Here is a 17,629-nt window from a genome sequence, read left to right on the forward strand (position 1 = left end):
CACTGGTTGTTCAGTCGGCAATGCACAGCCATCCAACGCCATGACGGCATTGGGGGAATGTACTGTCCGCAAGCTGTGTAGGGGTTTCCAAATGCCGTTCAAGTCGATAAGTAAGCGATACTAACTTCAAGTCAAGCGAAAAGTAAGTACCACTTACCGAGGAGCCCACCATGCCCTCTGCCAAGACGCCAAGGTCCAGCTACCACCACGGGGATCTGCGCGCGCAGCTGATCGCCGCCGTTCGAGAGCTGGTCGAAACGCTTGGCCCCGACGGGTTCTCGGTGGCTCAGGCTGCGCGGCAAGCCGGGGTCAGTTCGGCAGCGCCCTACAAGCATTTCAAGGACCGCCCTGAACTTCTGCGCGCCGTCGTCGGCGAAGCCATGAGTCGCTTGCAAGCTGAGATGGAAACCGCCGCTGCGCGGTTCCCGACCGGATCATTGGAGTCGGTCGCGGCCATTGGGCAAGCCTATGTGGATTTCGCCCGCGCTCAGCCCGGTGTCTTCCGCCTGATGTTCAGCCTGACCGAAGGGCATCAGGATGCTCCGGACTTGCTGGAAAAGGGACAAGCCTGTTTCGGTGTTGTTATCCGTGGCGCAGCAGCCAGTCTGGGGTTGCCAGAAAATACGCCAACGGTGCAGCAGCGTGCCTATATGCTATGGGCCAGTGTGCACGGCCATTCCTTCCTGACGATCGACAGAAAGACGGATGTGCTGTCCGCGACCATCGACGACTGGACCTTCCTGATGGCAGTCAGCCGCGCAGTTTTGGGCGGCGACGGCAGCGAGGTGGGGTGATATCGGCCATCCTGTTTCAGAAATCCCCAACTGCAGGCTAAATTGACGACTGAGGCTGGCTTTGTGGGCCGACCTCGCGGCTGGCATTCGTGTCCCGCCCCAGAACCACGGTCAGATGATGCGTGCCATCCTGCAACCGGACAGACACTCCGCCACTATCCGGGACCAGGGACTCGCCGTTCAGGTCTGCACGCAGGACACCTGTCCCCGTGCCCCCCCGGTTCTGGACGGTGATCGTGTAATGGGCGGCACCCAGTCTGACGGTCGTCGTCAATTCGGGCCAGTCCTTTGGAAAGCAGGGGTTAAGGCGCAGGGTCTGACCGGCCCGGGTCAGGCCGAGCAGCCCTTCGATCCCCGCGCGGTACATCCAGCCAGCCGAACCGGTGTACCAGGTCCAGCCCCCACGCCCTTCATGCGGGGCGGTGGAATAGACATCCGCCGCTACAACATAGGGTTCAACCTTGTAGCGGTCGGCCTCCCGTTCGGTCAGGGCATGGTTGATCGGGTTCAGCAAGGCGAACAGCCCATGGGCCGCGTCACCGTTCCCAAGCTTTGCCTGGGCAAGAACGGCCCACATCGCGGCGTGGCTGTATTGACCACCGTTTTCCCGCAGTCCCGGCGGGTAGCCCTTGATATAGCCGGGGTCCAGCGGCGTCTGGTCAAAGGGTGGGGTGAAAAGCAGGGCAAGACCAGGATTTTCGCGGATCAAATGCTTGGTCATGGATCCCATTGCCTGACGCGCGCGGACAGGGTCAGCAGCACCGGACAGGACGGCCCATGATTGGGCGATGCTGTCGATGCGGCATTCGTCCGATGCGGCCGACCCAAGAACTGTGCCATCGTCAAACGTGCCGCGCCGGTACCATTCGCCGTCCCAACCCTCACGTTCGATCGCGGCCAGCACCAAGGCCGCGTGGTCGCGCCAGCGCGCCGCACGATCAGGATCGCGGCTCTCGGCAAGGGGCGCCATCGTGTCGATGGTCGCGATCAGCAGCCAGCCAAGCCAGACGCTGGTGCCCCGGCCATCCTCGCCGACGCGGTTCATGCCGTCATTCCAGTCGCCCGTGCCGATCAGCGGCATGCCGTTCTCGCCCGTCAGGGTGACCGCCAGATCAAGGCCCCGGGCGCAGTGTTCGAACAGGGTATCCGTGGATTCCGAAACCTGCGGCAGAAAGAAATCGTCATGCGCTCCGGGCGGGACAGGCGGGCCAAGGATGTAGGGAACCTGTTCGTCAAGGATCGCCGCATCACCCGACACGGCAACGTAGCGGGCAACGCCATAGCCCAGCCAGACCCGGTCGTCCGAGATCCGCGTCCGCACGCCTTGCCCCGAATGCGGCAGCCACCAGTGCTGCACATCGCCTTCCGGGAACTGGCGCGACGCGGCCCGCAGCAGGTGTGATCGGGTCATTTCGGGCCGCGCAAAGGTCAGCGCCATCCCGTCCTGCAACTGGTCGCGGAAGCCGTAAGCACCGCTGGCCTGATAGAACCCGGCCCGCGCCCAGATGCGGCAGGCAAGGGTCTGATACATCAGCCAGCCATTCAGCATGATATCCATCGCCCGATCCGGTGACTTGATCTGAACGGACGTCAGAAGGTCGGACCAGTGCTGCTTGACCTCGGCCAGCATCGCCTCTGTGTCAGCCTCTCGCAACTGCCGGACAAGGGCGGTTGCGGCGGCATCCGACGCGGCCTGACCCAGGCGGAACGTCAGATCCACCGTTTCCCCCGGGCGCAAGGTTACGCGGCGCTGCAAGGCGGCACAGGGGTCAAGCGCCGGGCCGGTCTTGCCGGACAGCGGTGCGGTACGGATGCCCATCGGGGCCTTGAGTGACCCACCAAGGCCGATGAACTCGGCCCTGTCGGCGGTCAGGCTGGTCGTGTCAGGTCCGAAATCCGCGAAGGCCACACGCCCCGGAAAGGCGGTGCTGAACGTGTTCTGCGCAAGGATTGTCCCAAGGGCGGGATCGGACCGGGTGATGATGTAGGGTGCGGACGCCCCGCGGGCCGTGCCCAGCACCCACTCGGCATAGGCCGTCACCGACAGCTGCCTGACCGTCTTGCCCATGTTGCGCAGACGCAGGCGCGAGATCTTGGCAGGGGCGTCCAGCGGGACGAACTGCACCATCTCGGCGGCAATGCCATGGTTGTCATGCAGGAACGTCGAGTATCCGAACCCATGCCGCGCCATGTAGGTGCCGGGTCCGCGCATGGGCAAGGCGGTCGGAGTCCAGATATCACCCGTTTCAAGATCATGCAGATAGATCGCTTCGCCTGCAGGGTCGCTTACGGGATCGTTCGACCAGGGGGTGATCTGGTTCTCGCGGCTGTTTTCGGACCAGACATGGCCGCTGCCCTCTGCCGAGACCTGAAAGCCGAAACTCGGGTTTGAAATCACGTTGATCCATGGAGCGGGCGTGCTTTGACCGCCGTTCAAGATCGTCACATATTCGCGCCCGTCCTCGGCAAATCCGCCGATGCCGTTGAAAAACTCCAACTGCGGTGGGTTTGACGATGGCGATGCCGTTGCAGGCACGGGCGATCCGACGCTGGCAAGCTGCGGCAGCTGCGCCACTGCTGCCAGTTGCTGGCCAAGATCGCCACGGCTGGCCAACAAGATGACCCGCGCCACAGACATCAACTGCGCCCGCGCGCCCGGGTTCAAAAGATCGGCGCGCAGGGTATGGATCGCGCCTTTGACCGGCGAGTGAATACCGACGGCGCGGGGACGCGACCCTGCGGCGCGCACGGCACTGTCAATGGCGATCTGCAGGTCCTGCACATAGGACGACGAGCGGTCATTCAGGATGACAAGGTCAATCGCAAGCTGGCGCATCTCCCAATATTCATGCGCGCTGAGCACCTGATGAAGGACAGCGATGTCCGCAGCATCCTCAATCTGCAACAGCACGATTGGCAGGTCGCCCGAGATGCCCAAGGCCCAAAGCGCCGATTGTGGCGCGGCCCCGTTGACGATCTGGGCTGGCGAGGCACGCAGACGTGGGTCGTTGCGCATCACCATGCCGCCAAGAGCCTGAAAATCGGCGGCATCGGCATGAGTGATCCCAAGGTGGCGCAACTGGACCTGCGCCTGGGTCCAGGCAAGCGTGGCGGCCCGGGCGAAGGCAGACGGGTCGCGGTGCCGATCCACAAGATCCAGAAGCGCGGCAGGCGTATCAGCGACCATGGTCCAGAAGGTCACACGGGCAATCCCTCCGGGCGGGACAGTGACGCGCCGACGGATCGAGAAGATCGGATCAAGGACAGTGCCGGTGGTGCCGGACAGAGGCGCGTCCAGCATTGCGGCTGATGCCACGTCGCGGCCGCGCCCGATGAACCGGGCCCTGTCAGTTTCAATCTGGATCGGAGCAGTCTCGGCCCCTTCCACCACCGCGATATGGGCGGCCCAAATTTCCGGGTCGTCCGGTGACCGGCGGCGGCGCGTGGCGATGATCACACCCAGTTCGGGCAGGTAGTCCGTGACGACAAACATCTTGGAAAAGGCTGGATGGGCCTGGTCCGAAGAAGGCTGCGCCAGAACAAGTTCCGCATAGGACGTCAGATCAATCTCGCGCGCGCGGCGACTGGAGTTGGTAAAGGTGATCCGACGCGCTTCGGCATCATCCTCGGCAGAAACCACAACCTCGGTCGTCGTTGTCAGACGGTAGGCCCGATGGGTGAACGCGGCATGATGCTCGCAAAAGATTGCGCGGTGCTTGTCGGGTCTTGTCCTGATGGGTTGCGCGCCGGAAGACCAGGTTTCACCTGTCTCGGTGTCGCGCAGGAAGACGAAAGAACCATGGGCGGCTTGCGTCGCCTCGGCACGCCAACGGGTGACGGCCATGTCGCGCCAGCGGCTGAAGCCTTCGCCCGTGGGGGTCAACACGACACCATAGTTGCCGTTGGACAGAAGATGCGCGGTCGGGGCTTCGGTGGCAGGCGTTTCGAACGTGCGAACAGCGGGGGCATCGCTGTGTTCCACGGCCGCGATGGGGACATCGGTCGCGCGGGGCGGGGCGCTGGCAACATCCCGGGGGATGCGTTCCTGCAGCAAAAGCTCCACCCCCTGGATCATCGGCTCGGCATGGAAGCGGGTGCGAAGCTGGCCATTGTGCAAGGTGTTGGCGATGGCCGTGATGGTCATGCCTTGATGGTGCGCCATGTAGCTTTGGACAATCGCCCAGTCCTTGCCGGCCTGTAGGCGGGAGGGCGTGAAATCCACTGCCTCGTAAAAGCCGTAGCGACCCTCGGCCCCCAGTCTGGCCAGATGCGCATAGTTCTGCGCAGCACCCACCGGGTCAACCATGGCTGCAAGGCCGGTTGCATAGGGCGCAATCACGCAATTCTCGCTCAGGCCGCGTTTCAGCCCCAGGCCTGGGACGCCAAAATTGGAATACTGGTAGGTCATCTCCAGATCGCGGGCATTGTAGGATGATTCCGAGATGCCCCACGGGATGCCAAGCCCTGCCGCGTACGACTTTTGCCGGACAACGATCAGCCGGGTGGTCTGCTCCAGCAGAGACCCGGGTGGCGCCCGCATCACCAATGACGGCATCAGGTATTCGAACATGCTGCCGGACCATGAAATCAGCGCCGATCCGGCACCGATAGGTGTGGCGGGGCGGCCCAGCCGGAACCAGTGCCGCGTTTCCACGTCACCCTTGGCGATGGCGAAAAGGCTGGCCAAGCGCGCCTCGGACGCCAGAAGGTCATAGCAGTTGGTATCAGCCCGATTGGTGGCGACAGAAAACCCGATCGACAGCAGTTTCTTGTCCGGTTCCAGAAGAAAGCTGAAGTCCATCTCCATGGCCAGCCGGCGCGACAGCGCTTCTACTTCGGCGAGCAGGGCGGGTTGGGGGGCATCGACAAGGTGGTCGGCCAGAGTGTCGCCCAGCGCCGCGATCCAGAACCGCAGGTCAGGCGATTGGTCTGCGACCTGCTCCTGCATCCGAGCTACGTCGGCGGAGAGGGCTGCAAGGGGCGTGGCGGGGTCGGCCGCACGGGCCAAAATGTCGTCAAGCAGGCGGGCCAAAACGGGATCCGCAGTTCCCAGTTCCATGGAACTTTGGGCAAGGACTAGTGTATCGCAAACGGCTTGGCGCACTGCATCCTCGCCCCTTGGATCCGTCACCCAGTCGCGGCAGGCCTGCGCCACAGCGATCAGGTGCCCGGCAAGGTTCCCGCTGTCGACCGAGGATACATAGGCCGGGTCCAGAACCCTCAGGTCGCGGGTATCGTGCCAGTTGTAGAGATGCCCACGGAAACGGGGCATTTTCTCCATCGTTTGCAGCGTGTCCTTCATCCGCTCCAAAGCTGACCGCTGGCCGATCCAGCCCATGTCATGCGCGGCCACGGTGGACAGAAGATAAAGCCCGATGTTGGTTGGCGAGGTTCGGGTCGCGATGGCGGGCTTCGGGATTTCCTGAAAGTTGTCGGGCGGCAGAAAGTTTTCTTCCGCAGTCACGAATGTCTCGAAATAGCGCCAGGTGCGGCGGGCGATCAGCCGCAGCTCTTGCGCTTCGGTCGTTGAAAGTGCGGTACTGCGTCGGTTGGCCCGGGGAAGGCTGACCCAGCGCGCAACCGCAGGTGCCGCCAGCCAGATCAGGGCAAACCCCAGTGGCAGGGGCCAAACCGCGGGGTTCAGAAGCCAGGCCGCCCCGCAGACTGCCAACCCGAGCAAGACGCCCGGCAACATGCGCAGGTACTGCCCGGGAACCGTGGGTGCTGCAGCCCTGCCCGCCTGGGCGGCCGTCATCCATTCCAGCAGATGGCGCCGCGACACGTTCAGGCGCCAGACTGTGCGGATGATGGCATCAAGCATGGTTGCCGCCGCATCGGCCAGAAAGACAAGACTCAGCGCAATTTGACCAAGGGCGGTCATGGCGTCCGCCCCCAAGGCTGCAAAATGGCTTTGCAGCGTGACACCGGACCGGGCTGGCAACAGTCCGAAGGGCAGCGAAAGGACGCGCGGCAGCGCCAGCATGGCGACGATCAGGACAGTCCATAGAAGGGCAATCATGGGCGGCAGCAGCCAACCCGAAAACAGCGCCAGAACCGCCATCGGCGCCAGAAGGGAACGGCGCAGATTGTCGACCATCTTCCAGCGACCGACGGGCGGAATATCATGGCGCTTGTCGCCAAAGACCCAAGGCAGAAGCTGCCAGTCACCGCGCGTCCAGCGATGCTGCCGCCGAATATCCACATCGTAGCGGGGCGGGTAATCCTCGACCACCTCGATGTCGGACGCCAGCCCGGCCCGTGCAAAGATGCCCTCGAACAGATCGTGGCTGAGCATGGTGTTTTCTGGAACACGGCCAGCCAGGGCCGCCTCGAACGCGTCGATGTCGTAGATACCCTTGCCGGTGAATGAACCCTCGTTGAACAGGTCCTGATACACATCGGACACAGCCGCGGCATAAGGCTCGATTCCGCCGGGGCTTGAGAAGAGCTTTTGGTAGATTGACCCGTCCTGCCCGGCTGGCAATGTCGGACTGACTCGCGGTTGCAGGATCCCGTAGCCGCCGACCACACGGTTGCTGTCGCTGTTCAGGCGCGCGCGGTTCAGGGGGTGGGCAATCTTGCCCACCATCTGCGCCACCGTTCCGCGGAGCAGGCGGGTATCGGCGTCCAGCGTGATGACATAGCGGACATCTGCAGGCAGTGGACCACTGATGACCGAGAAACTGGTATCGACCGCCCCCCGCAAAAGCCGGTTGAGTTCGGCCAGTTTGCCACGCTTGCGTTCCCACCCCATCCAGACACCCTCGGTCGGGTTCCAGAGGCGGCGACGGTGAAGAAAGTAAAAGCGGTCGCCCGTTTCGGACGGATAGGTAGCGTTCAGCCGGGCAATGGCCTTTGTGGTCGTGGCGACAAGCGTCGCTTCGTCCAGATCGGTTTCGGTCGCGGAATCCGCCGTATCGGACAGAAGCGCAAAATGCACCGCCCCGCCGGTACTGGACAGGTGATGAACCTCCAGCCGTTCGACAAGGGTTTCGATCTCTTGCAGGTCGTGCAGCAGCACCGGGACAACGACGATTGTACGAAGGTGCTCCGGGACGCCTTTGGTCAGGTCCAGCCCGGGCAAAGGATGTGGAACAACCGTCCGCGTGACCCCGGTATTCACGATTGCCCCGGCCAGATCCAGCGCGACGGGAAGCCCGATCAGGCCAAGCAGGATCAGTGGCACAGCACCTGCACCAGCGGTCGCCATCAACGCCACGGCAAGCGCAAGGATCGCCAGCGTGACTCCGGCAATGGCCGTCAGATACCCCGGGAAACCACTGCGGCCGAACCTTCGGATCGTCGCCATTCGAAGGGGTGGTTGAAAGCTGACTGCCGCCTCAAGCGCCGGGCGCCCGTCGCCAAGAAGCCAGTGACCCGGGTCACGGGCGTGGTCCGCATCGGCACCGTCTGCCAAAGCAAGGCAGGCCTCGGTCACAGCGCCTTCCGTCAGGTCACTGCCCCGCGCAAGGACCTCGATTTCGGTCCGGTACCGGTTCCGGGTTGCGAAATCCATCGACGGATAGGTCGCGCTACGCTGCAGCTGCGCATCGACAAGGCTGACCTCTTCAAAGAATTCGGCCCAGTCCATTTCGGACACCAGCCGCATGGACGTCACGATGTTTCGCATGGTGACGTTAGACGCGCCCAGCCGGGTCTGTGTGGCGGTCACCACATCGTCAACCGTCATGCCCTGCCGAAAAAGCCGGTCTTCCAACCATCCGGAAAGCGGCGTCTGGAGCGGATCGTAGCCCCGCAGACGCTTGGCGATCTGTGCTGCGACCGTTTCGGGCAGCGGTGCATCTTCGAAGGGCGCCACAAGCTTTTGCATGACCGAAAGCTGCGACTGGCCTTCTGCCCCACGTACGGCCAGAACAGCGTCGACGATGGCATCCGCCTGCTGGCGCAATGCGTGCCCATCCACGATCTGCTGTGACAAGCGGCGCATGTTTTCGATCAGCACAATGCGCAACGTGATCGCGACAGCCCAGATTTCGCCAATCGCCAGCGGTTGGACCTGCTGATATGCGCGGACATACCTTGCAAGGACAGACCCGGAAACCAGACTGTCCGTGTGGGCTACGTAAGCCCAGGCAAGGCTGAGGACGCGCGGATACCCCGCAAAGGGACCTTCCGCGAGTTTTGTTAGGTGACGATAATAGCTGGGCGGCAGATCGTCGCGAATCTGGCGAGTCTGCTGTTCGACAAGATGAAAGTTGTCCAACAGCCATTCGGCTGCCGGCGACATGGTCTGATCAGATTGCGCGCCCCGCGCGCAGATCCGGTAGGCCCGCAAAAGGAAATCCGCGTTTTCCTTTACGCGCCTGCTTAGACTGCGAACGGCAAGCGGTTTGACTGCCAGCGCAGAATTCGCGGCGGCCAAGGACCGTGCATGATGCTCCAACCGCTCGGCACCAAACAGGTCCGCCCGGATCGGCTGCGTGTCTGACCACAGATCGGCCGATCCGGCGCGATTTGCCCAAGGCCATTCAAACGGCTTGGCGGTCAGTTGACTCCAAACTTTCACTCTGTCGACAGTTTCCGGTCCGTATCAATGGGCAGCCCGGAAGGTACATCTGCAAGTGCGGCCGGATGCATCTCTGCCCGCGCCGGACCTCGAAGCCGCGTTGCTTTGGGGGCAGACAGGTCAGGCGACAGATCCGCCCGTACCCGGCGAGTCATCGCGGCCCATTTGCTTTCGATCTGGTCCCAGTCCATCGTGAAATCCTTTCGGGTATGGCAGTATCCGAGTCACGTCTTTGCCTGCGGAAGACGAACGCAGAAGCAAGCCGCTCGGTTCCGCGCGAGCAGTCGACAAAGGACATCCACAAGTATCAAAGTGACGCGCAGGCAATTGCCCAAAACCCCGGCAGCCGCGCGGGTCGCAAGCGTCGTGAGCAAGTCACGGCCCAGTATCCGGATGGTCCGTTGCCAATCGGCCGGGTTCCACGTTCCGGAGATCATAGTCTACCACCATTCGCCCCAGATCCTGTAGCGGAAACCGACCGTCGCACCCGGCAGGTGGCGCTTTCTTGCTAGACAAGTCATCCGTCTTCTCTCTCCCCTTGGTCGTTGGTACGGTGACGACAGGTTCAACTGGAGATGTGTGATGCCACCGCTTCTGACCGAGGCCGATTTCAAGGCCCGACTGGCCGCCCTTGGCCTTGTGCTGGATAGCCGCGCTTTTGCGGCCGCCTGGATTGGCGCACAGCGCCTGCGGGCAGAAATGACGCGGGTGGACGCGTATCTTGCCCAGATATCCGGCCCGGAAAATTGAAGGACCCGGCAGATCTTTCCATCCCCGAGGCCGCTATGGCGTTGCGGGCCGGAACGCTTACCTCGCGCGCCCTGACCGAGGCGGTGCTTTCCCGCATCGCCGTGCGCAATCCGAAACTGCATGCGTTCACCCATCTGGCCAGTGACGCGCTGGAGCAAGCCGACCGCGCCGATGCGATGTTGGCATCGGGTCAAGACGTCGGGCTGTTCTGCGGGATCCCGGTGGCCGTCAAGGACCTGATCGACTGCGCCGGCCAGCCAGCCACCTCCGGATCACGCGTGCTGGCCGGGCGGGTGGCTGATGCCGACGCCGATGCCGTTGCGCGGTTGCGCGCCCAGGGTGCCGTTCTGATCGGCAAACTGGCCACATATGAGTTTGCGATGGTTGGCCCGGACCTTGCGCTCGCCGATCCACCCGCGCGCAATCCATGGAACACGGACCATATCACTGGTGGGTCGTCTTCGGGATCAGCAGCGGCAGTTGCGGGTGGGATGATCCGGATGGCGATTGGCACAGATACCGGTGGGTCGATCCGCGCGCCTGCGGCCTATTGTGGCTGTGTCGGGTTGAAGCCCAGCTATGGCCGGGTGTCGCGCGATGGCGCGTTTCCGCTGTCCCCATCCCTGGATCATGTCGGCCCTTTGGCCGCGACCGTGGCCGAAGCGGCGCTGGCGCTGGATGCGATGACCGAAGCCATGGAAGAATGGCGGCCCGCTGCATCCTTGCTGTCACGCGGGCTTGCGGGATTGCGGGTCGGTTTCGCCCGGGACTGGTTCGCTGATGATCCTCAGGCCAGTCCGGCGCTGGTTGCCGCGATGGACGCTGCGGCGGCACAACTTTCCTTGCTGGGGGCAAGTATCGAACTTGTAACCCTGCCCAGCTATGGGGTGTTCGAAGCTGCCGGATCGGTAATCTTGCACGCCGAGGCGCTGGAGCAGCATCGGGTTCTGATGCGAGGGCATGCGGCACAATACGGCAGCCCGGTGTTGCAAAGCCTTGCCTTCGGGGCGGCAATCGACGCCAAGGATTTGGCACGCGCGCGGGTCGCGCAGGGGCGGCTTGCAACGGCAATGGCGCAGGCGATGGATGGGGTGGATCTGCTGATCGCGCCAACCACATTGACCCCAGCCCTACCTTTCGCGGCCTTCGACGGGGAAACGGCAGTGTGGACCCCGATGCGGACTATACCGTTCAACGTGACCGGCCAGCCAGCCCTGTCGCTGCCGGTCGGCTTTGACGATGGGCTGCCATTGGGGATGCAGATCATCGGCCGTGTGGGCGATGAAGATCTGATCTGCGCCGCGGGTCATGCGTTCGAGCAAGGCACGGACCACTCGACGCTGCAGCCGTTGGTTTAGGCATCGGCGATCTACCTGACATGTTTGCATACGGATGCTGTCCATCCGTCGACTGGCCCTGCCTGATATGGGGAACGCGATTACCTTTGCGTCACGGCTACACCAATTCCGACCGACAAGGCCCTTGCATTTCGATTACCGAGAGGTCTAGATGCTTTGCAAACGTATTCAATACTGAGCCGATCAACCCGGCAACGGGCTGACTCCCCCCGTCGAAAGGTGACCCATGACCCCTGCAGAAATGGAAAGCCGCATCGTTCGCTATGGCGACCTGCGCCCCTGCAAGACCGCCTTCATTGATGCCCATACGCCGGGGTCGAACCAGAAAGAGAACTTCACGATCATCGGCGGAGGCGTTTCGGAAAGCCCGGACCAGCATGTGCATATCGTGGACACCCCCGGCTTCAACATCGGGGCAGCGGGGCAGCCGCCCGGCTGTCGCAACTCGTTGCACAGCCACCGCACAGCCGAGGTGTTTTTCGTGCTGAAAGGGCGCTGGCGGTTCTTCTGGGGCCGCTGGGGCACTGCGGGCGAGTTCATCGCCGAAGAGGGCGACATCTTCAACATCCCCACCGGCATCTTCCGCGCCTTCGAGAATGTGGGAACCGACTACGGGATGATCATGGCGATCCTTGGCGGCGACGATGCCGGGGGTGGGGTTATCTGGGCGCCGCAAGTCATCACCGACGCCAAGGATTATGGGCTGGTGCTGGGCAAGAACGGCAAACTTTACGACGGCAAGAAGGGCCAGACGCCGCCCGAAGGTGTGCCACCGATGCCGCTTCTGACCGATGAGGAACTGAAGGCCTTCCCCGAACCGACAACGGCAGATGTGATCCCGCACTGCGTGGCCCGGTATTGGGACTTGATGGCCCTGTCGGACCGTCAGCCGGCCAAGGTGATCGGGGCCAATGGCAAGTTGCGCGACCGACCGGGGTTCGAGGTGGACTTCCTGTCACGCAACTCGATCCCGGACACGCCTTACACATTGGCAAAGCATGAGGTTCTGATGCCGATGCGCGGACACTGGCGCCTGACGTGGAGCGGGGGGACAACGTCCCTGAACCCGGGCGACACTGCAGCCATTCCTCCGGGGCTGGAACATTCGCTGGCCCCGTCGATGTCAGGCGAAGCGAGCCTTTACCGCGTCGTTGCAACGGATGATCCGGCTGGCCTGACCGGCCGTCTGCTTTAAGGGGGACTGCGATGCCGCTGCTTGCCACCCATGTCGGATCCCTTCCGCGCCCGCAGGACGTGGTGGATTTCCTGTTTGCCCGCGAACGCGGCGAACCCGTCGACGCCGCCGCCTTTGACGCCTGCATGGCGGCGGCGGTAATGGAAAACGTCCGTCGCCAGAAGGAGGCGGGCATCGACATCGTGTCGGATGGCGAGGCGTCGAAGATCAGCTACGCGACCTATGTCAAAGACCGCTACACGGGCTTTGGCGGCGACAGCCCGCGCAATGCCCCCGCCGACCTGAAACTGTTCCCCACCTTCCTTGATCGTCTGGCCAAAGAGGGTGGCACCCCGAAATATGCCCGCCCGCAATGTGTGGGACCCGTCGCCTCGAAAGGTCAGGGCGAACTTGGCAAGGACATCGCCAATCTCAAGGCTGCGATGGCGGCACATGGGGTGGACCGGGGGTTCATGAATGCCGCCTCGCCCGGCGTGATCAGCCTGTTCCTGCAGAACGCCCACTATGCAACCCGGGAGGAGTATCTCTTCGCCCTTGCCGATGCGATGCACGAGGAATACCGCACCATCCTGGACGCAGGGCTGGACCTGCAACTTGATTGCCCCGATCTGGCGCTCTCGCGGCATATGCTGTTCACACAGCTGACGGATGCCGAATTTCTGGCCGTTGCCGCCACCCATGTCGAGGCGATGCGCCATGCCTTGCAGGGGCTGCCGCAGGACCGGATCCGGTTGCATATCTGCTGGGGCAACTACGAAGGTCCGCATGTCTGCGACATCGACATGGCCAAGGTCTTTCCCTTGCTGATGACGGTTCCGGCCCGCTACATCCTGTTTGAAACCGCCAACCCCCGGCATGGCCATGAATGGACCGTGTTTCGCGACCGCGCGTCCGAAATCCCCGACGACAAGGTGCTGATCCCCGGCGCGGTGGACACCACGACCAACTTTGTCGAACATCCTGATCTGGTGGCGCAGCGGCTGGAACGGTTTACCAGTATTCTTGGCACCGAGCGGGTGATTGCCGGATCTGACTGCGGCTTTGGCACCTTTGCCGGCTTTGGCGCGGTGGACCCCGAGATTGCCTGGGCGAAACTTGCCACGCTCAAGGAAGGCGCGCGAAAAGTGGGATGACACCGCTTGTGCTTATTCCAGGCATGATGTGCGATGCACGGCTGTGGGGCGGCGTTGAGGCCGACCTTGGCGTGCCGGTCCATCACCACTTGCCCATCGGGGCGGATAGCATGGCAGCGCTGGCGGCGGACCTGCTGCAGTCGGCACCGCCGCGCTTTGCCCTCGCCGGGCTTTCGCTAGGCGGCATTCTGGCGATGGAGGTGCTGCGACAGTCCCCCGGCCGGGTCGAGCGTCTGGCGCTGCTGGACACCAATCCCCGCGCCGAAACGCCCGATGCTCAGGCTCGGCGCGCGCCCCAGATTGCCCGGGCGCTGTCGGGCGATCTTGCCGGGGTCATGCGGGACGAAATGAAGCCGAACTATCTTGCGGCAGGGCCAGACCAGCCTGCCATCCTTGATCTGTGCATGGACATGGCGCTGTCACTTGGGCCGGAGGTGTTTGCCCGCCAGTCCCGCGCCTTGCGCGACAGGGCCGACCAGCAGCACACCCTTGCCGGCTTTAGGGGGCCGGCCCTTGTGCTTATGGGCGCGGACGACCGGCTTTGCCCCCGCGAACGGCATGACCTGATGAACGCCTTGATGCCGCAATCGCGCCTGTGCATCGTCGCAGGCGCTGGCCATCTGCCGCCACTGGAACGCCCGTCCGAAACCACCGCCGCCCTGCGGGATTGGCTTGCCCTTGCCCATTGAAGGAATTCTTCCATGCCGATCACCGATCTGAAGACGCATTTTGCCACTGGCGGTACTGCCGTGAACGGCTGGTGCGCCATCCCGTCCACGATCACGGCCGAGATCATGGGACGGCAAGGGTTTGACCTGATGACCGTCGATCTGCAGCACGGGCTGATCGACTATCAAATGGCCCTGACCATGGTGCAGGTGCTGCAGGGCCTGCCCGCCCCGGTTCTGGTCCGCGTGCCGTGGAACGAACCCGGCATCATCATGAAATGCCTTGATGCGGGGTTTGCCGGGCTGATCTGCCCGATGATCAACACGGCCGAAGACGCCCGCAATCTGGTTCAGGCCGCCCGCTACGCCCCGCTTGGCGGCCGGTCGTTCGGGCCGACCCGGGCCAATATGGTACATGGGGCTGGCTATGCAAAAGCGGCAAACAGCTCTGTGCTGGTCCTTGCCATGATTGAAACACGCGAGGCGATGCAGAACCTTGATGCCATTCTGGCGGTTGACGGGATTGATGGCGTCTATGTCGGCCCCTCTGACCTTGGGCTGTCGCTGGGGTATGAGCCGACGCTGGACCCGACCGCGCCCGAGGTGCTGGATGCGATTGCCACCATTGGCGCCCGCGCCCGCAAGGCCGAGCGGCTGGCGGGGATTCACTGCGGATCACCCGCGATGATTCATCGGGCATTCGGGCAGGGCTTTCACTTTGCATCGCTTCTGACGGATGCGCGGCTGTTCACCACGGCAATCGCGGTGCAACTGGCGACGGTCCGCAACACATCGGCTGAGGTGGTGAAGGGATACTGATCCCAGACCTGCCACACCTACCCTTCTTGACGAAATCCGGCCCAGTGCCAATCCGGTCGAAACCTTTCAGGAGCCTACGAAAATGACAGAATTCTCATTCCCCGGCATTCACTGGCTCAAGTCCCCCAACCGCGAAACCGGCGCCGATACGGCACAGATCGCGGATACGGTGACGCAGGTCCTTGCCGCGGTTCGCAGTGAAGGCGATGAGGCCGTCCGGCGCTATTCGGCGCAGTTCGACAAGGCGGAGTTGGACGCCTTTGAAGTGCCGATGGCCGACCGGCTGGCAGCAGTGGCCGAGCTTGACCCGCAAACCCGCGCGGATACCGAATTTGCCATCTCCAACGTCCGGGCTTTTGCGCAGGCGCAGCTGGCAACCATCCTGCCGCTGGATGTGGAAATCCGCCCCGGTGTGTTCATGGGCCATCGGGTGATTCCCATCGAACGGGTGGGGTGCTATGTGCCGGGCGGGCGGTTTCCGCTGCTGTCCGCGCCGATCATGACCATCGTCCCGGCCAAGGTCGCCGGTGTCGACGAGGTGATTGCCTGCCTGCCGCCCAACGCCCACCGCGCGATGATCGCCGGCTGCCATCTGTCCGGCGCTGACCGGATCTTCCGGATCGGCGGTGCACAGGCCATCGGTGCCATGGCCTACGGAACCAAGACGGTCCCCGCAGTGGCCAAGATCGTCGGCCCCGGCAATGCCTTTGTGAACGAGGCGAAACGGCAGGTGTTCGGCCCGGTTGGCATCGACCAGCTTGCCGGCCCGTCCGAGATCTACACACTGGCCGACCACACGGGTGACGCCGAGATGCTGGCGACGGACATGCTGGCGCAGGCCGAACACGACGTGCGCACCCGGGTAGGGCTGATCACTACGGATGCAGCCCTAGCCGAGGCCGTTATGGCACAAGTCGAGGCGCAGATGGCCACCTTGTCCACCGCGCATGTCGCAGGCCCCGCGTGGCGCGACATGGGTGAGATCGCCATTGCCGCGGATGAAGCCGCAATGATCGCCTATTCCGATTTCATCGCCGCCGAACATCTGCAGGTTCATACCGCTGACCCGCATGCGACAGCAAAACGGCTGCGCAACTATGGCTCGCTGTTCATCGGGGAACTGGCGAGTGTGGTCTATTCGGACAAATGCTCGGGCACCAACCATACGCTGCCGACCATGGCGGCGGGCCGCTATACGGGCGGGCTCTGGGTCGGCGCCTATGTGAAGATCGCCACGCATCAGTGGCTGGACGAACGCGGTGTCGCCGCAGTGGGACCGCCGGCCGCCCGGCAAAGTGCCAGCGAGGGGCTGGAGGGCCATCGCCGTGCCGCACAGCTGCGGCTGGATCGGCTGCAAGCGCGCTAAGGCCGTGCAGCGGGGGCGCTGTCGTCAGTCAGTGCCCCCGCTAGGCAGCACCCTTGTGCAGCAGGATCTGCTTCCAGACCGCCGTCTCGTCATAAAGCGTATACTCCCGCCGCAGGCCCCAAGGTCCGAACTCGGCGTGGCTGATGCCAAGGATGTAGACTTCGGCCCCCGACGGTGCACCAAACGCGCCGGGTCCTGCGTGTTTGCCATGCAGGCTCCACCGGACGGCACTGCGGGGCGGCATCTTTGGATCGTCGCGGCCGATCTGATGGTCGATTGTGAACACGGCATCCGGAAAGGCCGCGCGGAGCGTCATCCAGAACCGGTCGGCGGCGGCGTGGCTGTGGCCGGTCACACCGCCCGGATACTCAAGCTGCGCGGCCCGATCATAGGCCTGCGGGATGACCGAAAAATCTGCCGCCATGATGCGACGCAGGATATCGGCGTGGGTCTCGCCCCACTCATTGGTATTGCCCCTGCCTTTGTAGGGGCCGGGACGATCCGTCTCGGGCGTGAGCGGGCGGACACAGGCCTCGGGCTCGCCTTCGCGCGCGATCTGATCGCGCGCAAAGGTTTCCGGGTCCAGCCCCATCTGGCGAACGATTGCCCCCTGGTCGCGGATCAGCCATTCGTCATTGATCTGGTTGGCAATCGCATGGCAGTCGGCGATGATCCGGTAGGTCAGCTTTCGCCCGGTCGCCTTGCCATAGGCGCCATCACCCAGATGGGTTGCCGTCGAAAGCAGCCGATGCGACGACAGCATCCCATCTTCCGGCGTGCCCGACCAGATCACATCCTCGCCCAGAAGGGTACGGTCCGGAAACTCGGCCAAGGTGGCCATCGTCGCGGCAATGACCGATCCGTTGCCCACAACGACTGAAGACGGGGATCGTACCACGATGTCCGGGCTGTAATAGCGGTGCAGCGTATGCAGCCCGCGATCTTCCCAGATCTCCTTGGTGATCCCGATGATGTAATCGGGAAAGTCACGGAACTTGGCATCAAAGCCTTGCATGGGA

At 63.4% G+C, this 17,629-nt stretch carries 10 protein-coding genes; 8 read left to right on the forward strand and 2 right to left on the reverse strand.

All coding sequences use genetic code 11. From position 1 onward, the window contains the following. Positions 1–170 precede the first annotated feature (170 nt). On the forward strand, positions 171–794 hold the full coding sequence (locus EI545_RS04870; RefSeq protein ID WP_125324430.1) for a TetR/AcrR family transcriptional regulator: 624 nt from the start codon (positions 171–173) through the stop codon (positions 792–794). A 37-nt stretch (positions 795–831) separates the two neighbouring features. Here EI545_RS04870 and EI545_RS04875 read toward each other — a convergent pair whose 3' ends face one another. Further along, positions 832–9,321: a glycoside hydrolase family 94 protein gene (locus EI545_RS04875; RefSeq protein WP_164517215.1), complete on the reverse strand. Its 8,490-nt coding sequence runs from the start codon at positions 9,319–9,321 to the stop codon at positions 832–834. A 582-nt stretch (positions 9,322–9,903) separates the two neighbouring features. On the opposite strand from EI545_RS04875, the gene EI545_RS21315 reads away from it, so the two are divergent. The 7 genes from EI545_RS21315 to hisD all read left to right on the forward strand — a co-directional run bounded on the left by EI545_RS21315 (position 9,904) and on the right by hisD (position 16,610). After that, entirely contained in the window at positions 9,904–10,071 is a 168-nt protein-coding gene (locus tag EI545_RS21315; RefSeq protein WP_164517216.1) for a hypothetical protein, read from the forward strand. Then, the gene (locus EI545_RS04880) at positions 10,068–11,429 is read left to right on the forward strand and encodes an amidase (protein ID WP_245990294.1); all 1,362 of its coding nucleotides are present in this window, start codon (positions 10,068–10,070) and stop codon (positions 11,427–11,429) included. The genes EI545_RS21315 and EI545_RS04880 overlap by 4 nt, the downstream gene beginning before the upstream one ends. Before the next feature lie 226 nt (positions 11,430–11,655). Next, positions 11,656–12,624, forward strand: coding sequence for a cupin domain-containing protein (locus tag EI545_RS04885; protein WP_125324431.1), 969 nt, complete (start codon positions 11,656–11,658; stop codon positions 12,622–12,624). A gap of 11 nt (positions 12,625–12,635) precedes the next feature. After that, positions 12,636–13,757: a cobalamin-independent methionine synthase II family protein gene (locus EI545_RS04890; protein WP_125324432.1), complete on the forward strand. Its 1,122-nt coding sequence runs from the start codon at positions 12,636–12,638 to the stop codon at positions 13,755–13,757. After that, positions 13,754–14,446 (forward strand): alpha/beta fold hydrolase, encoded by a 693-nt coding sequence (locus tag EI545_RS04895; RefSeq protein WP_125324433.1) that lies wholly within the window; start codon positions 13,754–13,756, stop codon positions 14,444–14,446. The genes EI545_RS04890 and EI545_RS04895 overlap by 4 nt, the downstream gene beginning before the upstream one ends. A 12-nt stretch (positions 14,447–14,458) precedes the next feature. Continuing rightward, positions 14,459–15,244 (forward strand): HpcH/HpaI aldolase family protein, encoded by a 786-nt coding sequence (locus EI545_RS04900; RefSeq protein WP_125324434.1) that lies wholly within the window; start codon positions 14,459–14,461, stop codon positions 15,242–15,244. Positions 15,245–15,326: 82 nt separating this feature from the next. Then, positions 15,327–16,610 (forward strand): histidinol dehydrogenase, encoded by a 1,284-nt coding sequence (hisD, locus tag EI545_RS04905; RefSeq protein ID WP_125324435.1) that lies wholly within the window; start codon positions 15,327–15,329, stop codon positions 16,608–16,610. Positions 16,611–16,650: 40 nt separating this feature from the next. On the opposite strand, the gene EI545_RS04910 is transcribed toward hisD, so the two are convergent. After that, positions 16,651–17,625 (reverse strand): nuclear transport factor 2 family protein, encoded by a 975-nt coding sequence (locus EI545_RS04910; protein ID WP_125324436.1) that lies wholly within the window; start codon positions 17,623–17,625, stop codon positions 16,651–16,653. Between the last annotated feature and the right edge of the window lie 4 nt (positions 17,626–17,629).

Origin of the sequence: Tabrizicola piscis, from assembly GCF_003940805.1 — a bacterium.
In the GTDB taxonomy this organism is placed as follows: domain Bacteria; phylum Pseudomonadota; class Alphaproteobacteria; order Rhodobacterales; family Rhodobacteraceae; genus Tabrizicola; species Tabrizicola piscis.